The following is a 16,936-nucleotide window of genomic DNA, read 5'->3' as shown; positions in this document are numbered from 1 at the left end:
GGCAACTACATCGTATGAGTGGGACGGTCGGACTTCAGGGCTCCGACCAGATAGGTTTCGATTCGGCTTCGAGCGGTGTCATCGCCTTCATTGAACTGCACGCCGACACCGGCCGCGCGATTACCCTGTGCACCTTTGGGGGTAATCCAGGTCACGGTACCGGCCACCGGAATTTTTTCCGGCTCATCCATCAAGTGCAGCAGCATGAATACCTCGTCGCCCAACTTGTAGCTTTTGTTGGTCGGGATAAACAGACCGCCGTTCTTGATGAACGGCATGTAGGCCGCATACAGCACGGATTTGTCCTTGATGGTCAGGGACAGGATGCCGTTCCGCGGGCCTGGGCTGACGAGTTCATTCATGCTGACCTCCATGGCTGATGATCAGAGTCTAGGCGCAGACGCTCACTTCGGGGCAGGCAAGGACACCCATTGCACCAACAGCGCTTCCAGCAGCAACGCGGGATTGAGGTTGGCCTTGCTCATCACTTTCTGCCGCTGGGCGAGAATCCAGTCCTGAATATTCAAGACTTTTTCCTGGGCGGTTTTCTGCGCCAGGTACTGAATCACTTTGCGCATGTCCGCCAGGCCGAGCCCGGCTTCGTCCTGAGTCAGCTGATAACGCAGAATCAGGCTCGACCAGTCGCAGAACCAGTCGAACAGCTGCAACATCGGAATGGATTTCCATTCTTCAGCCAGTTGCGTCGGCGACTGTTGCTGCTTGAGCAACTTCTTCACGCCCTCGACGACCAGCGCACGCTGCTCACGCACACCCTGCCCTTGCAGCTTGACAGCCGCCAGCGGCGAACCTGCGGCCAGGGTCAACAGCTCGGCACGCTCTTCTTCGGTGCAATCGGGCAAGGCCTTGGCCAGCCATTGCAAGCTCATGGCTTCGCTCGGCAACGGACAGGCCTGTTGCACGCAACGACTCTTGATAGTCGGCAGCAGACGGCTGGACTGGTGACTGACCAGCAGCAACACGGTATCGCCCGAGGGTTCTTCGAGACTTTTCAGCAAGGCGTTGGCGGCGTTGATGTTCATCGACTCGGTGGGCTCGATCAGCACGACTTTGCGCCCGCCCATCTGCGCGGTCTGGACCACGAAGCTGACCAGATCACGCACCTGATCGACCTTGATCGCCTTGTCGGCCTCTTCAGGCTCCAGGATGTAGTTGTCGGGGTGGCTGCCGGCCTTGAGCAGCAGGCAGGATTTGCACTCGCCGCAGGCGCCTTCTGCGGTTGGACGCTGGCAGAGCAAACTGGCCATCAGCCGCTCGGCCAGCGCACGCTTGCCGATCCCGGCCGGGCCATGCAGCAAATAGGCGTGGGCGTGCTGGGCGCGACCGGCCAGTTGCTGCCAGAGGCTGTCTTGCCACGGATAGGCTTCAGCCACGGGCCAGCTCCAGCAGACGCGGCAGCAAGGCATCCAGCGATTGCTGAACCTGTGCCAATGGCTGCGAGGCGTCCACCAACAGGTAACGCGCCGGATCAGCCTCGGCACGCTTCAGGAACGCGTTGCGCACCGCCTCGAAAAACACTCGACCTTCCAGCTCGAAACGGTCCAGCCGACCGCGAGCACTGGCACGCGCCATGCCGATTTCAATCGGCAAGTCGAACACCAGCGTCAGGTCCGGGCGCAGATCGCCTTGAACGAAGGTTTCCAGGGTCGCGATACGCTCAAGCGACAATCCGCGACCACCGCCCTGATAGGCGTAAGTCGAATCGGTAAAGCGGTCGCACAACACCACCGCGCCCCGCGCCAGCGCCGGGCGGATGACCTCGGACAGATGCTGCGCTCGCGCTGCGAACACCAGCAACAGCTCGGTATCCGGGTTCATGACCTCATCGACCGGAGCCAGCAGCACGTCGCGGATCCGCTCGGCCAGCGGTGTGCCGCCAGGCTCGCGAGTCAACACGACTTCGATACCCCCGGCGCGCAGACGCTCGGCCAGGTATTCACGATTGGTGCTCTTGCCCGCGCCTTCCGGGCCTTCCAGAGTAATAAACAAGCCAGTCACAGGCAGTCCTTAGTCAGAGTCATTGCGGGCTTTGCGGCTCATCGGCATTCGGTGCCGGAGCTGGGGCCGGAGCCGGTTGCGATGACGGCAGTTGCGGTGCCGCCTCTGGTGCCGTGTCGGGCGACGCTGGAGGAGTCGGCGCCTGCGCATCAGGTGCCGCGACCCCATTGGCCGGCGCCGGGCTGGAACGGTAATCGGGGCGTCGTTTGATCTGGAACTCGCGCACAGCACTGTTGTGGGCATCCAGGTCATCGGAGAACACGTGACTGCCGTCACCGCGCGCCACGAAATACAAACTGGTGCCGGACACCGGATTCAGCGCCGCGTGAATCGCCTCACGACCGACCATGGCAATCGGCGTCGGCGGCAACCCAGCGATCATATAGGTATTGTAGGGCGTCGGTTCTTTCAGGTGGGCGCGGGTCAACTTGCCGTTGTAGCGATCACCCAGGCCATAGATCACCGTCGGATCGGTTTGCAGCAACATGCCGATCTGCATGCGCCGCACGAACACCCCGGCAATCTGCCCTCGCTCTTGCGGCACACCGGTTTCCTTCTCGACCAGCGAGGCCATGATCAGCGCCTGATAGGGTTCGGTATAGGGTGCGTCAGGGGAGCGCTTGTTCCACTCTTTTGCGAGGACGTCGTCGAGGCGCTCGTAAGCTTTTTCCAGCAGCTCGGCATCGGTCATGCCCCGCACAAAACGATAGGTGTCCGGGAAAAACCGGCCCTCCGGAAACACTCCGGCGTGACCGAGCTTGTCCATCACGTCGCTGTCGCTCAGCCCCGCAAGGGTTTGTTGGAGTTTGTCATTTTTTGCCAGCGCCGCACGGACCTGATGGAAGTTCCAGCCCTCGACCAGCGTCAGGCTGTACTGAACCACTTCACCGCGCTGCCAAAGACCGATCAAGCCCTGTGCATTCATCCCCGGCAGCATGCGGTATTCACCGCTGTGCAGCGGCTGCGCGGCAAGGTTCAAGCGCCAGTACAGGCGCAGCCAGAAGGCGTCCTGAAGCACGCCATCGGTTTCGAGGCGATTGAAGGTCCCGGACGGTGTCGCACCGCTCGGTACATCCAGTAACTCTTCCTGAGTAATCTTGAGTGGCTGCTCCAGCGCCGAGTTGATCTTCCAGGCCGAAGCGCCCAGCAGTAGCCCCGCCAGAACCAGTCCGGCTTCCAGCAGCAGCAAGAATTTACGTCTCACGAATCAAGCATCCAGTAGCGCGCGGGCAATGCCTTGCAGTTTACGGGTGAGCGGCCCAACCGGCCAGCTCAGTGCAGCATAAGCGCGTACCGGCCAGATGCCGTACACGCTGTTGCAGACGAAAACTTCATCAGCCTGTTGCAGCTGATCAAGGCTGATGTCAGTGACATGCGTGACAATCCCCAACCTCTCGGCCTGGGACAAGAGTTCGGCGCGCATCACTCCGGCAACGCCGCAACGACTCAGATCAGCCGTCAACAACGCGCCATCACGCACCAGGAACAGATTGCTGAAAACACCCTCGATCACCCGCCCCTGAAGATCCAGCATCAAGCCTTCGGCGTGCTCGGTATCCTGCCATTCGGAACGGGCAATGACTTGTTCGAGACGATTGAGGTGCTTGAGGCCAGCCAGCAACGGCTGGTCGGAAAGTCGAGTAGCGCAGGGAAACAGCCGAACACCTTGCTGCGCATGCACGGCAGGATAAGCCGCTGGAGGATTGCCTAGAAGAATACGTCGCGGCGACACCGAAGGATCGGCCGCGTAACCACGCTGGCTATCGCCACGGGTCAGCATCAGCTTGAGCACACCTTCGCCAAGGGCAGTGGCGTACATCAGTAGCTCACTGCGAATCAATGCATGATCCGCGTTAATCGCCAAGCGCGAGCAGCCATCGGCCAGACGACTCAAATGTCGGTCCAGCAACAATGGCTGCCCACCCTTGACGGCGATGGTCTCGAACAGACCATCGCCATACGCCAGGCCGCGGTCTTTTAGCGACAGTGCGTCAGCCGGCTGACCGTCGACCCAGCTTTCCATCAATCGGCAAACCGACGGAACACCAGCGAGCCATTGGTACCGCCAAAACCGAACGAGTTGGAGAGCACCACATCGATCTTCGTATCACGCGCCACGTGTGGCACGAAGTCGAGGTCGCAACCTTCATCCGGCTCATCGAGGTTGATGGTCGGTGGCGCCACCTGGCCGTTGATTGCCAGCACACTGAAAATCGCTTCAACCGCGCCCGCCGCACCCAGCAGGTGACCGGTCATGGACTTGGTCGAGCTGACCGCCAGCTTGTAGGCGTGATCGCCAAACACCGACTTGATCGCGCAGACTTCGGCGAGGTCGCCGGCCGAGGTCGACGTACCATGGGCGTTGATGTACTGGACCTGGTCGACGTTCAGCTTGGCGTCACGCAGTGCATTGACAATGCAACGTGCAGCGCCTGCGCCATCGGCCGGCGGCGAGGTCATGTGGTACGCATCGCCACTCATGCCAAAGCCGATCAGCTCGGCGTAAATGGTCGCACCACGCGCCTTGGCGTGCTCCAGCTCTTCAAGCACCAACGCACCGGCACCGTCGGACAACACGAAGCCATCACGGCCCTTGTCCCATGGACGGCTGGCGCGGGTCGGCTCGTCATTGCGGGTCGACAACGCACGAGCAGCACCAAAGCCCCCCATGCCAAGACCGCAAGCGGCCATCTCGGCACCACCGGCAATCATCACGTCGGCTTCGCCGTAGGCAATGTTGCGCGCCGCCATACCGATACAGTGCGTACCGGTGGTACAGGCTGTCGAAATGGCGTAGTTAGGCCCCTGCGTACCCAGATGGATGGACAGGAAACCGGAAATCATATTGATGATCGAGCCCGGCACGAAAAACGGAGAAATCCGCCGTGGCCCCGAATCATGCAGCGTGCGGCTGGTTTCTTCGATATTGGTCAGACCGCCAATACCCGAGCCCATGGCCACGCCGATGCGTTCACGATTGGCGTCGGTGACTTCCAGGCCAGCGTTACGCACTGCCTGAAACCCTGCTGCCAGACCGTATTGAATGAACAGGTCGAGTTTGCGAGCTTCCTTGACCGACAGGTATTCCTCGACATTGAAGCCCTTTACCGAGCCGCCAAAATGGGTGGAATAGGCAGAAAGGTCGGTGTGTTCGATCAGACCAATGCCACTGCGGCCAGCCAGAATACCCTGCCAGCTGCTCGGCACATCCGTGCCCAGTGGCGACAACATACCCATACCGGTGACTACGACGCGTCTACGCGACACAGCACTCTCCTTTTTTCAAATGACGACTTTGCATCAGGCCTAAAGGAAAAAACCGCACGCCGTGATGGCAGTGCGGTTTTTCCATGACAGCTAACAACGGCTACAAACTATTACGCCTGATGGCTAGTAACGTAGTCGATGGCAGCTTGTACAGTAGTGATCTTCTCAGCTTCTTCGTCAGGAATTTCGGTCTCGAATTCCTCTTCCAGAGCCATCACCAGCTCAACGGTGTCAAGGGAGTCGGCACCCAGGTCTTCAACGAAGGAAGCAGTGTTCACAACTTCTTCTTCTTTAACGCCCAGTTGCTCAGCAACGATTTTCTTGACGCGCTCTTCGATGGTGCTCATACCTTGTTTTCACTCCTAATGGACAAATTCAGGCAGCTGGCCAGTGGGTAAGTGTATAGAAAGGCTTTTCAGTTTTTCAACTGAAAGCTTCACTCCTCAAACCCTGACGACCCTCTGCCTATAAATAGATTGCAGCTTTATAACGGATTTTAGACAGCTCGTATGACATTTTTTTGAAGCAATCCGTCACATTTGAATTACATGTACATCCCGCCGTTCACCGGGATTGTAGCCCCAGTAACGTAAGCCGCACCGTCCGATGCAAGAAAAGCGACCACGGACGCGATCTCTTGAGCTTGCCCCAGACGGCCCAGCGGAATTTGCGTCTGCAAGGCTTCACGCTGTGCCTCTGGCAGTTCGCGGGTCATATCGGTATCGATGAACCCTGGGGCCACCGAGTTGACCGTAATCGAGCGCGAACCCACTTCACGCGCCAGAGCGCGGCTGAAACCTTCCAGACCTGCCTTGGCGGCTGCATAGTTTACTTGGCCTGCGTTGCCCATGGCACCCACAACCGAACCAATACTGATAATTCGACCCCAACGCGCCTTGGTCATGCCACGCAAAACGCCCTTGGACAGGCGAAACAGACTGTTCAGGTTAGTGTCGATAACGTCATGCCACTCGTCATCTTTCATGCGCATCATCAGGTTATCGCGGGTGATACCGGCATTATTCACCAGAATCGCCGGCGCGCCGAACTGCTCCTGAATGCTCGCCAGCACGGCCGCTACGGACTCGTCGCTGGTGACATTGAGTTCAAGGCCAGTGCCTTGAATGCCGTTTTCTTTCAGGGTTGCAGCGATGCGCTCAGCGCCCGAAGCGGAAGTCGCAGTGCCCACCACGATAGCGCCCTGACGACCCAGTTCCAGTGCGATAGCCTGGCCAATACCACGGCTCGCGCCGGTAACCAGTGCAACTTTACCTTGCAGACTCATGCAGGCTTCTCCTAAGTTCAGGCCAACGCTGCACGAGCAGCAGCGAAAGCATCCGGGGTGTTCAGGTTAGAGGTCGACACGCCTTCGGCGCAGCGCTTGTTCAGGCCAGCCAGGACTTTGCCCGGACCACATTCAACCAGTTGAGTAGCGCCTTTGGCGGCCAGCGCCTGGACCGACTCAACCCAGCGAACCGGCTTGTAGAGTTGCTCGAGCAGATCGCGCTTGAGGGTTTCCAGGTCCGGCGCCACATCAGCGCTGACGTTCTGCACCAACGGAATTTGCGGAGCCTGCCAGTTGATCGCAGCGATCGACTCGGCAAAGCGCTCGGCAGCCGGGCGCATCAGTTCGCAGTGCGACGGCACGCTGACTGGCAGCGGCATGGCGCGCTTGGCGCCACGCGCCTTGCAGCCTTCAATGGCGCGCTCGACAGCCGCCTTGGCACCGGCGATTACCACCTGGCCCGGCGAGTTGAAGTTGACCGCGCTGACGACTTCGCCTTGCGCCGCTTCGGCACAGGCAGCCAGCACATCAGCGTCGTCCAGACCGAGAATGGCGGCCATACCGCCCTGCCCGGCCGGCACCGCTTCCTGCATCAACTGACCGCGACGCTCTACCAGCTTCACTGCATCACCCAGGCTCAGGCTGCCGGCCGCGACCAGCGCGCTGTACTCACCCAGGCTATGACCGGCAACGTAAGCCGGACGTGCGCCGCCCTCAGCCAGCCACAGGCGCCACAAAGCGATCGAAGCGGTGAGAATCGCCGGCTGGGTCTTGTCGGTTTGATTGAGCTGCTCTTCCGGCCCTTGCTGGGTCAGTGCCCACAGGTCGTAACCCAGGGCATCGGAGGCTTCTTTGAAAGTTTCGAGGATCAACGGATGTTGCGCGCCCAACTCGGCCAGCATGCCGAGGGACTGCGAACCCTGTCCTGGAAAGACGAATGCGAGGGAAGCAGACATGTAACAAGCCCCTAATGATCTTGTCGTCGGAGAATTAACGTCCTGTACTGCTGGACGCAAGAAACTGACAGTTGGATGGCTAATTGAACTGAGCGGTCACATTTAAGCATTGTCGAGCGAAAATGCCTAAAGCAACAAATCCTCGAGGCGACCGTGAAGCCGCTGCGGGAGGTTCTCCTGAATCTCGATCAAGGCGCGCTGAATGGCACTCTGAAAGCCCTGCACACCGGCCGAACCGTGACTTTTAACGACGATCCCCTGCAAACCGAGGAAGCTTGCGCCATTATGTCGCGCAGGCGCCAGATCAGCCTGCAAACGCCTCATCAGCGGCAACGCCAGAGCCCCGACCATTCTCGACGCCAGGCTTTGCTTGAATAATGCCTCGATCCGCCCGGCGATCATGGTCGCCAGCCCTTCGCTGGATTTGAGCAGGATATTGCCGACAAAACCGTCGCACACCACCACGTCAGCCTCGCCGCGGTACAAGCCATCACCCTCGACGAAGCCGATGTAATTCAGCCCGCGAGCGTTTTGCAGCAGCGTCGCCGCCAGCTTGACCTGTTGATTGCCCTTGATGTCTTCCGTGCCAATGTTCAGCAATGCGACCTTCGGCCGAGCAATGCCCAGGGTTTCAGCCGCCACCGAGCCCATCACCGCGAACTGGAACAGGTGCTCGGCACTGCAATCGACATTCGCCCCCAGATCGAGCAACTGGCAATAACCACGTTGCGTCGGGATCGCCGCCACCATGGCCGGTCGATCGATACCCGGCAAGGTCTTGAGCACATAACGCGACAACGCCATCAGCGCACCGGTATTGCCGGCACTGACACACGCCTGAACCTTGCCATCACGCAACAACTCAAGCGCAACCCGCATTGAGGAGTCCGGCTTGCCACGCAGGGCCTGGGAAGGCTTCTCGTCCATGCCAATCACGTCGCTGGCCGGCACAATCGTCAGGCGCGCGCGATCCACAGCCGACTGGCTGGCGATCAATTCTTCTAAAAGGGAGGGTTGACCGACGAGGGTCAGGTGCAGCGAGGGCGTAGCTGACAGACAAGCAAGGCTGGCCTGAACAATGCTGCGGGGACCGAAGTCCCCGCCCATTGCGTCAATCGCGATGACTTGAGCGGACAAGGATTACTCGTCAGCGCCCTTGTCGATCACTTTACGGCCACGGTATACGCCTTCTGGCGATACGTGGTGACGCAGGTGAACTTCACCAGTGGTCTTTTCTACGGACAGGGTGCTTGCCTCGAGAGCATCGTGCGAACGACGCATGTCACGGGCGGAGCGGGATTTTTTGTTCTGCTGAACAGCCATAATTGATTAACTCCTAAACGTTTGGGTCACGCTTTAACTGCGCCAATACACTGAACGGGTTGGACCGCGTTACCTCGTCCTCGCTCGGTTCGGGCTCATCGAGACCCGCCGGCTGCTGGCATTCTTCCGGATGATGAGCAGGCACAATGGGCAAGGCGAGCAAAAGCTCCTCCTCGATCAGTGACTGCAGATCCAAAGGATCTTCGCCCAGTTCCAGCACGTCATAACCTTTCGGCAACGACTGGGTATTCGCACCCTCCTTTACCACAGCATAACTGCATTCGCTGTGAATCGGCAGGGTGACCAGCTCAAGACAACGCTGGCAAACCATTTTGACTTCAGTGTCGATAAAGCTGTGGATAACCACAGATTTACGTTCATCTCGTTCAAAAACGAATTTAGCCTGCACCGTACCGACAGTGTCGGAAAGCGGGTCGCAGAGTCTCTCCAAATCGGCCAGCAGCATTTCACCTTGAAGGGTGGTGCCACGATCAGCCAATTTGCGCGGGTCAACGTGAGGTGGAATCGGGTCATTCAACATAGGCGCAGCATTATAGGGATGCCCCCAGCCATGTCAAAGGAAATTCAGTCCTGTCCGTCACTTGGAAGCCCCGCTAGAATTTGCGACTGACTTTTGGAGAGCCGTATGCTGCCTTTATTACTTGCTTCAAGCTCGGTCTATCGCCGCGAATTACTGACCCGCTTGCAACTGCCATTCACCTGCAGCTCACCGGATATCGACGAAAGCCATCAACCGGAAGAGCCAGCCATCGAACTGGTAAAACGCCTGGCCCGCGAAAAAGCCCAGGCGCTGGCCGGCAGTCATCCCGCCCATTTGATTATCGGCTCGGACCAAGTCGCCGTGCTCGACGGACGGATTATTGGCAAACCCCATACGTTCGAGAAGGCTCGCGATCAATTATTGGCCGCCAGCGGCGCCAGCGTGACCTTCCTGACCGGCCTGGCGGTGCTCAACAGCCAGACCGGCCATTGCCAGCTCGACTGCATCCCCTTCACCGTACACATGCGCACACTGGATCAGCCGCGCATTGAACGCTACCTGCGCGCCGAACAACCCTACGACTGCGCTGGCAGCTTCAAGGCCGAGGGATTGGGTGTGAGCCTGTTTCAAAGCACCGAAGGCCCGGATGCCACCAGCCTGGTCGGCCTGCCGCTGATTCGCCTGGTGGACATGCTGCTGGCTGAAGGCGTGCAGATTCCCTGAGGCTGCGACCTTTTGCTCAAAAAAAACCGGCCTCGCAGGCCGGTTTTTTTATATTGCGCGACGATCAGCGCAATGCCGGCCCATGAAAGCCCATCCACATCGCCAACTGCTCAGCCACGCTGGCGCCGAGTTTTTTCGAGAAGCGGTCGAACGCCGACTCTTGGATCGTGAAGTCGACCAGCTCTTTCTCGCCGATTACGTCACGCGCCACCGAACTGGCACTGCCCAAACCATCGATCAAGCCCAATGGCAGCGCCTGCTCGCCCGACCAGACCAGCCCGGAGAACAGCTCCGGATGCTCTTTGTCTTTCAGGCGATCGCCGCGGCCCTTTTTGACACTGTTGATAAACTGCTGGTGAGTGGTATCCAGAACGCCCTGCCAGAACTTGATCTCATCCGGCTTTTCCGGCTGGAACGGATCGAGGAACGACTTATGCTCACCCGACGTATAGGTCCGACGCTCGATACCGAGCTTTTCCATAGTCCCGACAAACCCGTAACCGGCCGCCGTCACACCAATCGAACCCACCAGGCTCGCCTTGTCGGCGTAGATCTGGTCCGCCGCGCTGGCGATGTAGTACGCCCCCGAAGCCCCCAGATCGGAAATCACTGCATACACCTTGATCGCCGGATGCAGGGCACGCAGACGACCAATCTCATCGTAGACATAACCCGACTGCACCGGACTGCCGCCCGGACTGTTGATTCGCAGCACGATACCCTTGACCTTCGGATCTTCGAACGCCGCGCGCAAACCGCCGACAATGTTGTCGGCACTGGCCGACTCCTTGTCGGCGATCATCCCGGTTATTTCGATCAACGCCGTGTAGCTCGACCCGCGAGTCGCGCTTTTTTCAATATCCATCAGCGGCGTGAAGAGGACCAACGCGATGAGCAGATAAACAAAGGTCAGCAGCTTGAAGAAAATCCCCCAACGCCGTGAGCGACGCTGCTCTTGCACCCCCGCAAGCAGGGTTTTCTCAAGCAGCTTCCAGCTCTTGTCTTCGCCCTCTTCGGCACTGGCCTTGGCTGGCGCCTTCCATTCGTCGGTCATTCCATCCACCCCAACAAAAACTTAATTGGCCCGCTGACCCAGCCAGGCGTGCAATTGCGAAAAATGATCAATGGCCAGACGCGGCTCGAACACGCGCAAGGCTTCCATCGATTGAGCACCATAGCTGACGGCAACCGAATCCATCCCGGCGTTGCGCGCCATCTGCAGATCGAACGACGAATCCCCCACCATCAACGCCTGCTCAGGGCGGACGTCGCAATGGGCGAGAATCTGCTCGAGCATCAGCGGATGCGGCTTGCTGGCGGTTTCATCGGCGGCGCGAGTGATATCGAAATAATCCCCCCAGCCGTGGGACTTCAGCACGCGATCCAGCCCGCGACGCGCTTTGCCGGTAGCCACTGCCAGGTGATAACCCTCTGCACGAAATGCCTCAAGCGACTCGACAACACCGTCAAACAACGGCGAAGGCACGGCCTCCGAGGCGATGTAGTGATCCGCATAGTGCTGACGGAATGCCACCAGCTCGTCATCGCCAATCTCCGGATACAGCGTGCGAATCGCTTCGGGCAGCCCCAGACCAATGATGCCTTTGACAGCAAGATCATCACGCAACTGAAAACCGGATCGCTGCGACGCCACATGCATCGCCTCGACAATCCGACCAATGGAGTCGGCCAACGTGCCGTCCCAATCGAAAATCAGCAACTTGTAATCAGGATGCACTCAGGCGCTCCACGGTCTTGACCCACATTTCATCCACCGGCGCCTGAAGCTTGAGCTCACCGCCATCAGGCAGCGGCACGGTCAGCATGTAGGCATGGAGAAACAGGCGCTTGCCGCCCAGATCGCGAATCTCTTTGCTGAAGTCGTCATCGCCGTACTTGGTGTCGCCGGCGATGCAGTGCCCGGCGTGCAAGGTGTGGACGCGAATCTGGTGAGTCCGGCCGGTGATCGGTTTGGCTTCGATCAGGGTGGCAAAGTCGCCAAAGCGACGCAGGACCTTGAACACGGTCACGGACTCCTTGCCCTCCTCCTCGTCAACCTCGACCATGCGCTCGCCGGAGCGCAGATTGCTCTTGCCCAGCGGCGCACGGATTTGCTTGATCGAGGTAGCCCAGTTACCGCGGACCAGCGCCATATAGCGCTTATCGACGCCATCGCCGCGCAATGCCGTGTGCAAGTGACGCAACATGCTGCGTTTTTTGGCGATCATCAGCAGGCCGGAAGTGTCACGATCGAGACGGTGGACCAGCTCAAGCTCCTTGCAATCCGGACGCAACTGACGAAAGGCTTCGATCACGCCGTAATTCAACCCGCTGCCGCCGTGAACAGCGATGCCGCAAGGCTTGTTGACCACGATCAGCGCCTTGTCTTCGAAGACAATCGAGGCTTCGAGTCGCTGCAACAACCCTTGCGCCAATGGCACAGGCTCATCGCGTTCCGGCACACGCACCGGCGGCACGCGCACGATGTCGCCCGCCTGCAGCTTGTATTCGGGCTTGATCCGACCTTTGTTCACACGCACTTCGCCTTTACGCAAAATGCGGTAAATCAAGGTCTTGGGCACGCCTTTGAGCCGAGCAAGAAGGAAGTTATCAATACGTTGGCCGGCATATTCCGGCGAGACCTCCAGCAGTTGTACGCTTGGGGTCGAGGGGGCAGTAGTCGTCATGCCGCGAATGATAACAATTTTTTATGGAATTGAAGCACTTAATCATTGCTGCTATAGTCGCGAACGCCGCCAAAAGCGGCCTGGACAGAGGACAAACGGCAAATTGCCGGCCCTGACCAACGCAATTCATCAGGACGCGAGGCCGTCCTACGGGGCTTTCGCAACGATTGGAAGGTTTGTGATTGTAACAAGCGCAGGTGACATGAGGCCTGAAGCGAGCGCAGCAACAGAGTAACCACTCATCTGATGCGCCGATATTTACGGCCAGTTCACAAAGTGCAGTCAGTCCCGAACCAGCCCTTGAGCGAGTGCTTCGGAAACAACGCCTGTTACAAGCTGAGTGCTAGCAAAACAGCTGTCACCCAGTCTTGTGTAGCCATGAGCGTGAACTCCCCATTGGAGAACACGGTAAATGCCAACCCGCTGCGGATTCTGCGCGCGGCAGCACCCGAATTATCAGGGATACGTGTAGGGTGGAGATGCACAACCGTCGGACTGTGTAGCACTAGGCTTATATTTAGACGCTTCATCTCGTCCACAGTCGCCGGTTGATTCCTCCTCCTGACTGAGTGCTTAAGTAGCCACAGCAAGCAGGACGCGTACGTCGCGACTCCGGCCCAATTGGTCGAACCTCGCTAGACACTGGAGTGGCCAACCACTCCTGACGCACCTGACACCGACCGTGAGAAGTCGTGTGTGCCGAACGCCGTTTCCGGCAGCCCGGAAACCGACGGTACTACATGAAAAGAATGCTGATTAACGCAACTCAACCCGAAGAGTTGCGTGTTGCACTGGTAGACGGCCAGCGCCTCTACGACCTGGACATCGAGTCCGGTGCACGCGAGCAGAAGAAGGCCAACATCTATAAAGGCCGGATCACTCGCATCGAGCCAAGCCTTGAGGCTGCCTTTGTCGACTTCGGCTCTGAGCGCCACGGCTTCCTGCCCCTTAAAGAAATCTCCCGCGAATACTTCAAGAAAGCCCCTGAAGGCCGCGTCAACATCAAGGACGTCCTGAGCGAAGGCCAGGAAGTCATCGTTCAGGTCGAAAAAGAAGAACGTGGCAACAAGGGCGCCGCCCTCACCACCTTCATCAGCCTGGCCGGTCGTTACCTGGTATTGATGCCGAACAACCCGCGTGCCGGCGGTATCTCCCGTCGCATCGAAGGTGAAGAGCGCAACGAACTGCGTGAAGCCCTGAACGGCCTGGTTGCCCCGGCCGACATGGGTCTGATCGTGCGCACTGCCGGCCTTGGCCGCAGCAGCGAAGAAATGCAGTGGGACCTCGACTACCTGCTGCAACTGTGGACTGCCATCAAAGAAGCCTCGCTGGATCGTTCCGCGCCATTCCTGATCTACCAGGAAAGTAACGTGATCATCCGCGCGATCCGCGACTACTTGCGCCAGGATATCGGCGAAGTGCTGATCGACAGCGTTGAAGCCCAGGACGAAGCCCTGACCTTCATCCGCCAGGTGATGCCGCAGTACGCCAGCAAGATCAAGCTGTACGAAGACAGCGTTCCGCTGTTCAACCGTTTCCAGATCGAAAGCCAGATCGAGACCGCTTTCCAGCGCGTCGTTGAACTGCCTTCCGGTGGCTCCATCGTTATCGACCCGACCGAAGCCCTGGTGTCCATCGACATCAACTCGGCGCGCGCCACCAAAGGCAGCGATATCGAAGAAACCGCCCTGCAGACCAACCTTGAAGCCGCCGAAGAAATTGCCCGTCAGTTGCGCCTGCGCGACATCGGCGGCCTGATCGTCATCGACTTCATCGACATGACCCCTGCCAAGAACCAGCGCGCCGTGGAAGAGAAAGTCCGCGAATGCCTGGAAGCCGACCGCGCTCGCGTGCAAGTCGGTCGCATCTCGCGCTTCGGCCTGCTGGAAATGTCCCGTCAGCGCCTGCGTCCATCGCTGGGCGAAAGCAGCGGCATCGTCTGCCCACGCTGCAACGGCACCGGCATCATCCGTGACGTTGAATCGCTGTCGCTGGCGATCCTGCGCCTGATCGAAGAAGAAGCCCTGAAAGACCGCACTGCCGAAGTTCGCGCACAAGTGCCGATCCCGGTCGCTGCGTTCCTGCTGAACGAAAAACGCAACTCGATCACCAAGATCGAACTGCGCACCCGTGCCCGCATCGTCATCCTGCCGAACGATCACCTCGAAACGCCGCACTTCGAAGTTCAGCGTCTGCGCGATGACAGCCCGGAAGCCCACATCAACCAGTCCAGCTACGAAATCGCTGCTGCCGCTGCTGAAGTGGAAGAAGTTCAACCGGCCGCCGCTACCCGCACCCTGGTTCGCCAGGAAGCCGCCGTGAAAACCGCTCCAGCCCGTGCCAACGCTCCGGTTCCGACCGAAGTCGTTGCTGCCCCGGTTGCCGCTCCGGTCGCAGCGCCAGAGCCAAGCCTGTTCAAAGGCCTGGTGAAATCGCTGGTGAGCCTGTTCGCCACCAAGGAAGAGCCTGCTGCTCCGGTTGTGGTTGAAAAACCAGCCGCCGAGCGTCCGGCACGCAACGAAGAGCGTCGTAACGGTCGTCAGCAGAGCCGCAACCGTAACGGTCGCCGCGACGAAGAACGCAAACCACGCGAAGAACGCGCCCCTCGTGAAGAACGCGCACCGCGCGAGCCTCGTGAAGAGCGTCAACCACGCGAAGCCCGCGAAGAGACTCCAGCAGTCGCTCGCGAAGAACGCGCACCGCGTCCACCGCGTGAAGAGCGCGCACCACGCCCCCCTCGTGAAGATCGCAAGCCACGTGGCGAGCGTGAAGAGCGCCCGGTTCGTGAACTGCGTGAACCTCTGGATGCCGCGCCAGCCGCTGCCGCCGCTGTAACGGCTGTTGCTGAAGAGCGTCCGGCTCGTCAGCCACGTGAAGAGCGCGCTCCACGCCCACCGCGTGAAGAACGTCAACCACGTGCCGAGCAAGCCGCTGCCGCGGTTGCTGAAGAAGAGCTGCCAACCAACGAAGAGCAACTGCAGGAAGAGGGCCAGGAAAACGCCGAAGGCGATCGTCCACGCCGCCGTTCCCGTGGTCAGCGTCGTCGCAGCAACCGTCGCGAGCGTCAACGCGATGCCAACGGCAACGTAATCGAAGGCTCGGAAGAGTCCGAAACCAGCGAAGAGCCAACCGGCGCTGAACTGGCTGCCGGCCTGGCCGTTACCGCCGCTGTTGCCAGCACTGTGATCAGCGCTCCTGCCGAAGCTCAGGCTCATCAGCAAGCTGAACGCGCTACCGCCGTGACTCAAGAGGCTGTCCAGGAAGTGGCTCAGGTTGAAGCGCCAGTCGTGGAAGCCACCACTCCGGTCGAAGTACCAGTCGCCCCTGCCATTGAAGTAGCTCCAGTTCGTGAAGCACAGCCTGAAGTTCGCGCTGCTGTTGAACCAGCCGTAGTTGCCGAACAGCCAGTAGTCGCTGCCGAGCCTGTGGTCGAAGCCCCGGTCGCTGAAAAAGCGCCTGAGGTTCGCGAAGAGCAAACTGCGTTCAACTGGGTTGCAGAAACAGCAGCTGTCGAAGCTCCAGCGCCAGTCGCTGAAGCCCCGGTTGTTGTTGCCGAGCCTGCTCCGGTGGTTGAAGCGCCGGTTGTCGCCGAAGTGGCTGCACCGGTTGTCGAAGCCGCTCCGGTCAGCGCCCTGACGCCAAGTGGCCGCGCGCCAAACGATCCACGTGAAGTGCGTCGCCGCAAGCGTGAAGCCGAGCGCCTGCAGAAGGAAGCCGAACTGGCTGCCGCTGCTGCACCGGCTGTTGCTGCCGAGCCTGCTTCGGTTGTTGCTGAAGTCGTCGAGGCAGCCCCTGCCCCGGCCGCCGAAGTGACTGCCGAGCCTGCTACCCCAACCATCGACGAAAACCTGCGTTCCGTCGAAGAAGTGGTAGAGCACAAACCTGAGGCCCTGGAAAAAGAACACGAGCCTAAACCCCTCGCCTGATTCCATCAGCCACTAAAAAGCCCCGCCTGGTAACCCAGGCGGGGCTTTTTTATGCCTTTGAATACTGATAGCCCATCGTGGCTTAACAATGGCTCATTACCGAAGTTCCTGCGCTCCCGGTTAAACACTTGCTTAATACTTTGTATTACTTTTTTACAAAATAACAACGCAACGTGCAGAATAGAGCGGCTGCAGGGCTAAAAGCAGCCCCTGCCACGACCCGAAAGCCTTCGGCCCGTTATGGAGCAAAG

17 protein-coding genes are annotated in these 16,936 nt (G+C 59.3%); 2 read left to right on the top strand and 15 right to left on the bottom strand.

Annotation, left to right across the window (positions count from 1 at the left end):
* Positions 1 to 5 precede the first annotated feature (5 nt).
* The 12 genes from AC1DHT_RS08630 to AC1DHT_RS08575 all read right to left on the bottom strand — a co-directional run bounded on the left by AC1DHT_RS08630 (position 6) and on the right by AC1DHT_RS08575 (position 9,388).
* Positions 6 to 362 (bottom strand): PilZ domain-containing protein, encoded by a 357-nt coding sequence (locus AC1DHT_RS08630; RefSeq protein ID WP_103317654.1) that lies wholly within the window; start codon positions 360 to 362, stop codon positions 6 to 8.
* Positions 363 to 404: 42 nt separating this feature from the next.
* Complete coding sequence (locus AC1DHT_RS08625; protein ID WP_427528464.1) at positions 405 to 1,391, bottom strand: DNA polymerase III subunit delta'; 987 nt, start codon at positions 1,389 to 1,391, stop codon at positions 405 to 407.
* Positions 1,384 to 2,016 carry a dTMP kinase gene (tmk, locus tag AC1DHT_RS08620; protein WP_427540504.1) on the bottom strand — a complete coding sequence of 211 codons (633 nt, stop codon included), beginning with the start codon at positions 2,014 to 2,016 and terminating at the stop codon, positions 1,384 to 1,386. Before tmk ends, AC1DHT_RS08625 begins: the two co-directional genes overlap by 8 nt.
* A 19-nt stretch (positions 2,017 to 2,035) precedes the next feature.
* The gene (gene mltG / locus AC1DHT_RS08615) at positions 2,036 to 3,220 is read right to left on the bottom strand and encodes an endolytic transglycosylase MltG (RefSeq protein WP_427540507.1); all 1,185 of its coding nucleotides are present in this window, start codon (positions 3,218 to 3,220) and stop codon (positions 2,036 to 2,038) included.
* Between the two features lie 3 nt (positions 3,221 to 3,223).
* Positions 3,224 to 4,039, bottom strand: a complete 816-nt coding sequence (gene pabC / locus AC1DHT_RS08610; RefSeq protein ID WP_427540510.1) for an aminodeoxychorismate lyase — start codon at positions 4,037 to 4,039, stop codon at positions 3,224 to 3,226.
* The gene (fabF, locus tag AC1DHT_RS08605; protein WP_442114710.1) at positions 4,039 to 5,283 is read right to left on the bottom strand and encodes a beta-ketoacyl-ACP synthase II; all 1,245 of its coding nucleotides are present in this window, start codon (positions 5,281 to 5,283) and stop codon (positions 4,039 to 4,041) included. Before fabF ends, pabC begins: the two co-directional genes overlap by 1 nt.
* Before the next feature lie 110 nt (positions 5,284 to 5,393).
* Positions 5,394 to 5,630 carry an acyl carrier protein gene (acpP, locus tag AC1DHT_RS08600; RefSeq protein ID WP_003175607.1) on the bottom strand — a complete coding sequence of 79 codons (237 nt, stop codon included), beginning with the start codon at positions 5,628 to 5,630 and terminating at the stop codon, positions 5,394 to 5,396.
* Positions 5,631 to 5,827: 197 nt separating this feature from the next.
* Positions 5,828 to 6,568 (bottom strand): 3-oxoacyl-ACP reductase FabG, encoded by a 741-nt coding sequence (gene fabG / locus AC1DHT_RS08595; protein ID WP_427547382.1) that lies wholly within the window; start codon positions 6,566 to 6,568, stop codon positions 5,828 to 5,830.
* 17 nt (positions 6,569 to 6,585) lie between these two features.
* Positions 6,586 to 7,524, bottom strand: a complete 939-nt coding sequence (gene fabD / locus AC1DHT_RS08590) for an ACP S-malonyltransferase (protein WP_427528472.1) — start codon at positions 7,522 to 7,524, stop codon at positions 6,586 to 6,588.
* Positions 7,525 to 7,650: 126 nt separating this feature from the next.
* Positions 7,651 to 8,661, bottom strand: coding sequence for a phosphate acyltransferase PlsX (gene plsX, locus AC1DHT_RS08585; RefSeq protein WP_427547385.1), 1,011 nt, complete (start codon positions 8,659 to 8,661; stop codon positions 7,651 to 7,653).
* Positions 8,662 to 8,664: 3 nt separating this feature from the next.
* On the bottom strand, positions 8,665 to 8,847 hold the full coding sequence (gene rpmF / locus AC1DHT_RS08580; RefSeq protein WP_003179396.1) for a 50S ribosomal protein L32: 183 nt from the start codon (positions 8,845 to 8,847) through the stop codon (positions 8,665 to 8,667).
* 13 nt (positions 8,848 to 8,860) lie between these two features.
* Complete coding sequence (locus AC1DHT_RS08575; RefSeq protein WP_008152342.1) at positions 8,861 to 9,388, bottom strand: YceD family protein; 528 nt, start codon at positions 9,386 to 9,388, stop codon at positions 8,861 to 8,863.
* A gap of 105 nt (positions 9,389 to 9,493) precedes the next feature.
* Between AC1DHT_RS08575 and AC1DHT_RS08570 the strand changes: the two genes are divergently transcribed.
* Positions 9,494 to 10,072 carry a Maf family protein gene (locus tag AC1DHT_RS08570; protein WP_427547260.1) on the top strand — a complete coding sequence of 193 codons (579 nt, stop codon included), beginning with the start codon at positions 9,494 to 9,496 and terminating at the stop codon, positions 10,070 to 10,072.
* A 64-nt stretch (positions 10,073 to 10,136) separates the two neighbouring features.
* On the opposite strand, the gene AC1DHT_RS08565 is transcribed toward AC1DHT_RS08570, so the two are convergent.
* The 3 genes from AC1DHT_RS08565 to rluC are packed head-to-tail and all read right to left on the bottom strand — an operon-like array spanning position 10,137 to position 12,759.
* Positions 10,137 to 11,126, bottom strand: coding sequence for a S49 family peptidase (locus AC1DHT_RS08565; protein ID WP_427547258.1), 990 nt, complete (start codon positions 11,124 to 11,126; stop codon positions 10,137 to 10,139).
* 21 nt (positions 11,127 to 11,147) lie between these two features.
* Positions 11,148 to 11,810 carry an HAD-IA family hydrolase gene (locus AC1DHT_RS08560; protein ID WP_427547255.1) on the bottom strand — a complete coding sequence of 221 codons (663 nt, stop codon included), beginning with the start codon at positions 11,808 to 11,810 and terminating at the stop codon, positions 11,148 to 11,150.
* Positions 11,800 to 12,759: a 23S rRNA pseudouridine(955/2504/2580) synthase RluC gene (rluC, locus tag AC1DHT_RS08555; RefSeq protein WP_427547253.1), complete on the bottom strand. Its 960-nt coding sequence runs from the start codon at positions 12,757 to 12,759 to the stop codon at positions 11,800 to 11,802. Before rluC ends, AC1DHT_RS08560 begins: the two co-directional genes overlap by 11 nt.
* A 740-nt stretch (positions 12,760 to 13,499) precedes the next feature.
* On the opposite strand from rluC, the gene rne reads away from it, so the two are divergent.
* Positions 13,500 to 16,685 carry a ribonuclease E gene (gene rne, locus AC1DHT_RS08550; RefSeq protein ID WP_442114712.1) on the top strand — a complete coding sequence of 1,062 codons (3,186 nt, stop codon included), beginning with the start codon at positions 13,500 to 13,502 and terminating at the stop codon, positions 16,683 to 16,685.
* Positions 16,686 to 16,936 lie beyond the last annotated feature (251 nt).

The sequence above is a fragment of the Pseudomonas sp. 05N432 genome (genome assembly GCF_056396945.1).
This window is presented reverse-complemented; position numbering and strand designations above follow the sequence as displayed.

What these genes read in the sequence shown, in the direction of transcription:
- AC1DHT_RS08630 (WP_103317654.1), bottom strand. Translation starts at nt 362, where the DNA reads ATGAATGAACTCGTCAGCCCAGGCCCGCGGAACGGCATCCTGTCCCTG.
- pabC (WP_427540510.1), bottom strand. Translation starts at nt 4,039, where the DNA reads ATGGAAAGCTGGGTCGACGGTCAGCCGGCTGACGCACTGTCGCTAAAA.
- acpP (WP_003175607.1), bottom strand. Translation starts at nt 5,630, where the DNA reads ATGAGCACCATCGAAGAGCGCGTCAAGAAAATCGTTGCTGAGCAACTG.
- fabG (WP_427547382.1), bottom strand. Translation starts at nt 6,568, where the DNA reads ATGAGTCTGCAAGGTAAAGTTGCACTGGTTACCGGCGCGAGCCGTGGT.
- fabD (WP_427528472.1), bottom strand. Translation starts at nt 7,524, where the DNA reads ATGTCTGCTTCCCTCGCATTCGTCTTTCCAGGACAGGGTTCGCAGTCC.
- rpmF (WP_003179396.1), bottom strand. Translation starts at nt 8,847, where the DNA reads ATGGCTGTTCAGCAGAACAAAAAATCCCGCTCCGCCCGTGACATGCGT.
- AC1DHT_RS08575 (WP_008152342.1), bottom strand. Translation starts at nt 9,388, where the DNA reads ATGTTGAATGACCCGATTCCACCTCACGTTGACCCGCGCAAATTGGCT.
- AC1DHT_RS08570 (WP_427547260.1), top strand. Translation starts at nt 9,494, where the DNA reads ATGCTGCCTTTATTACTTGCTTCAAGCTCGGTCTATCGCCGCGAATTA.
- AC1DHT_RS08565 (WP_427547258.1), bottom strand. Translation starts at nt 11,126, where the DNA reads ATGACCGACGAATGGAAGGCGCCAGCCAAGGCCAGTGCCGAAGAGGGC.
- rluC (WP_427547253.1), bottom strand. Translation starts at nt 12,759, where the DNA reads ATGACGACTACTGCCCCCTCGACCCCAAGCGTACAACTGCTGGAGGTC.
- rne (WP_442114712.1), top strand. Translation starts at nt 13,500, where the DNA reads ATGAAAAGAATGCTGATTAACGCAACTCAACCCGAAGAGTTGCGTGTT.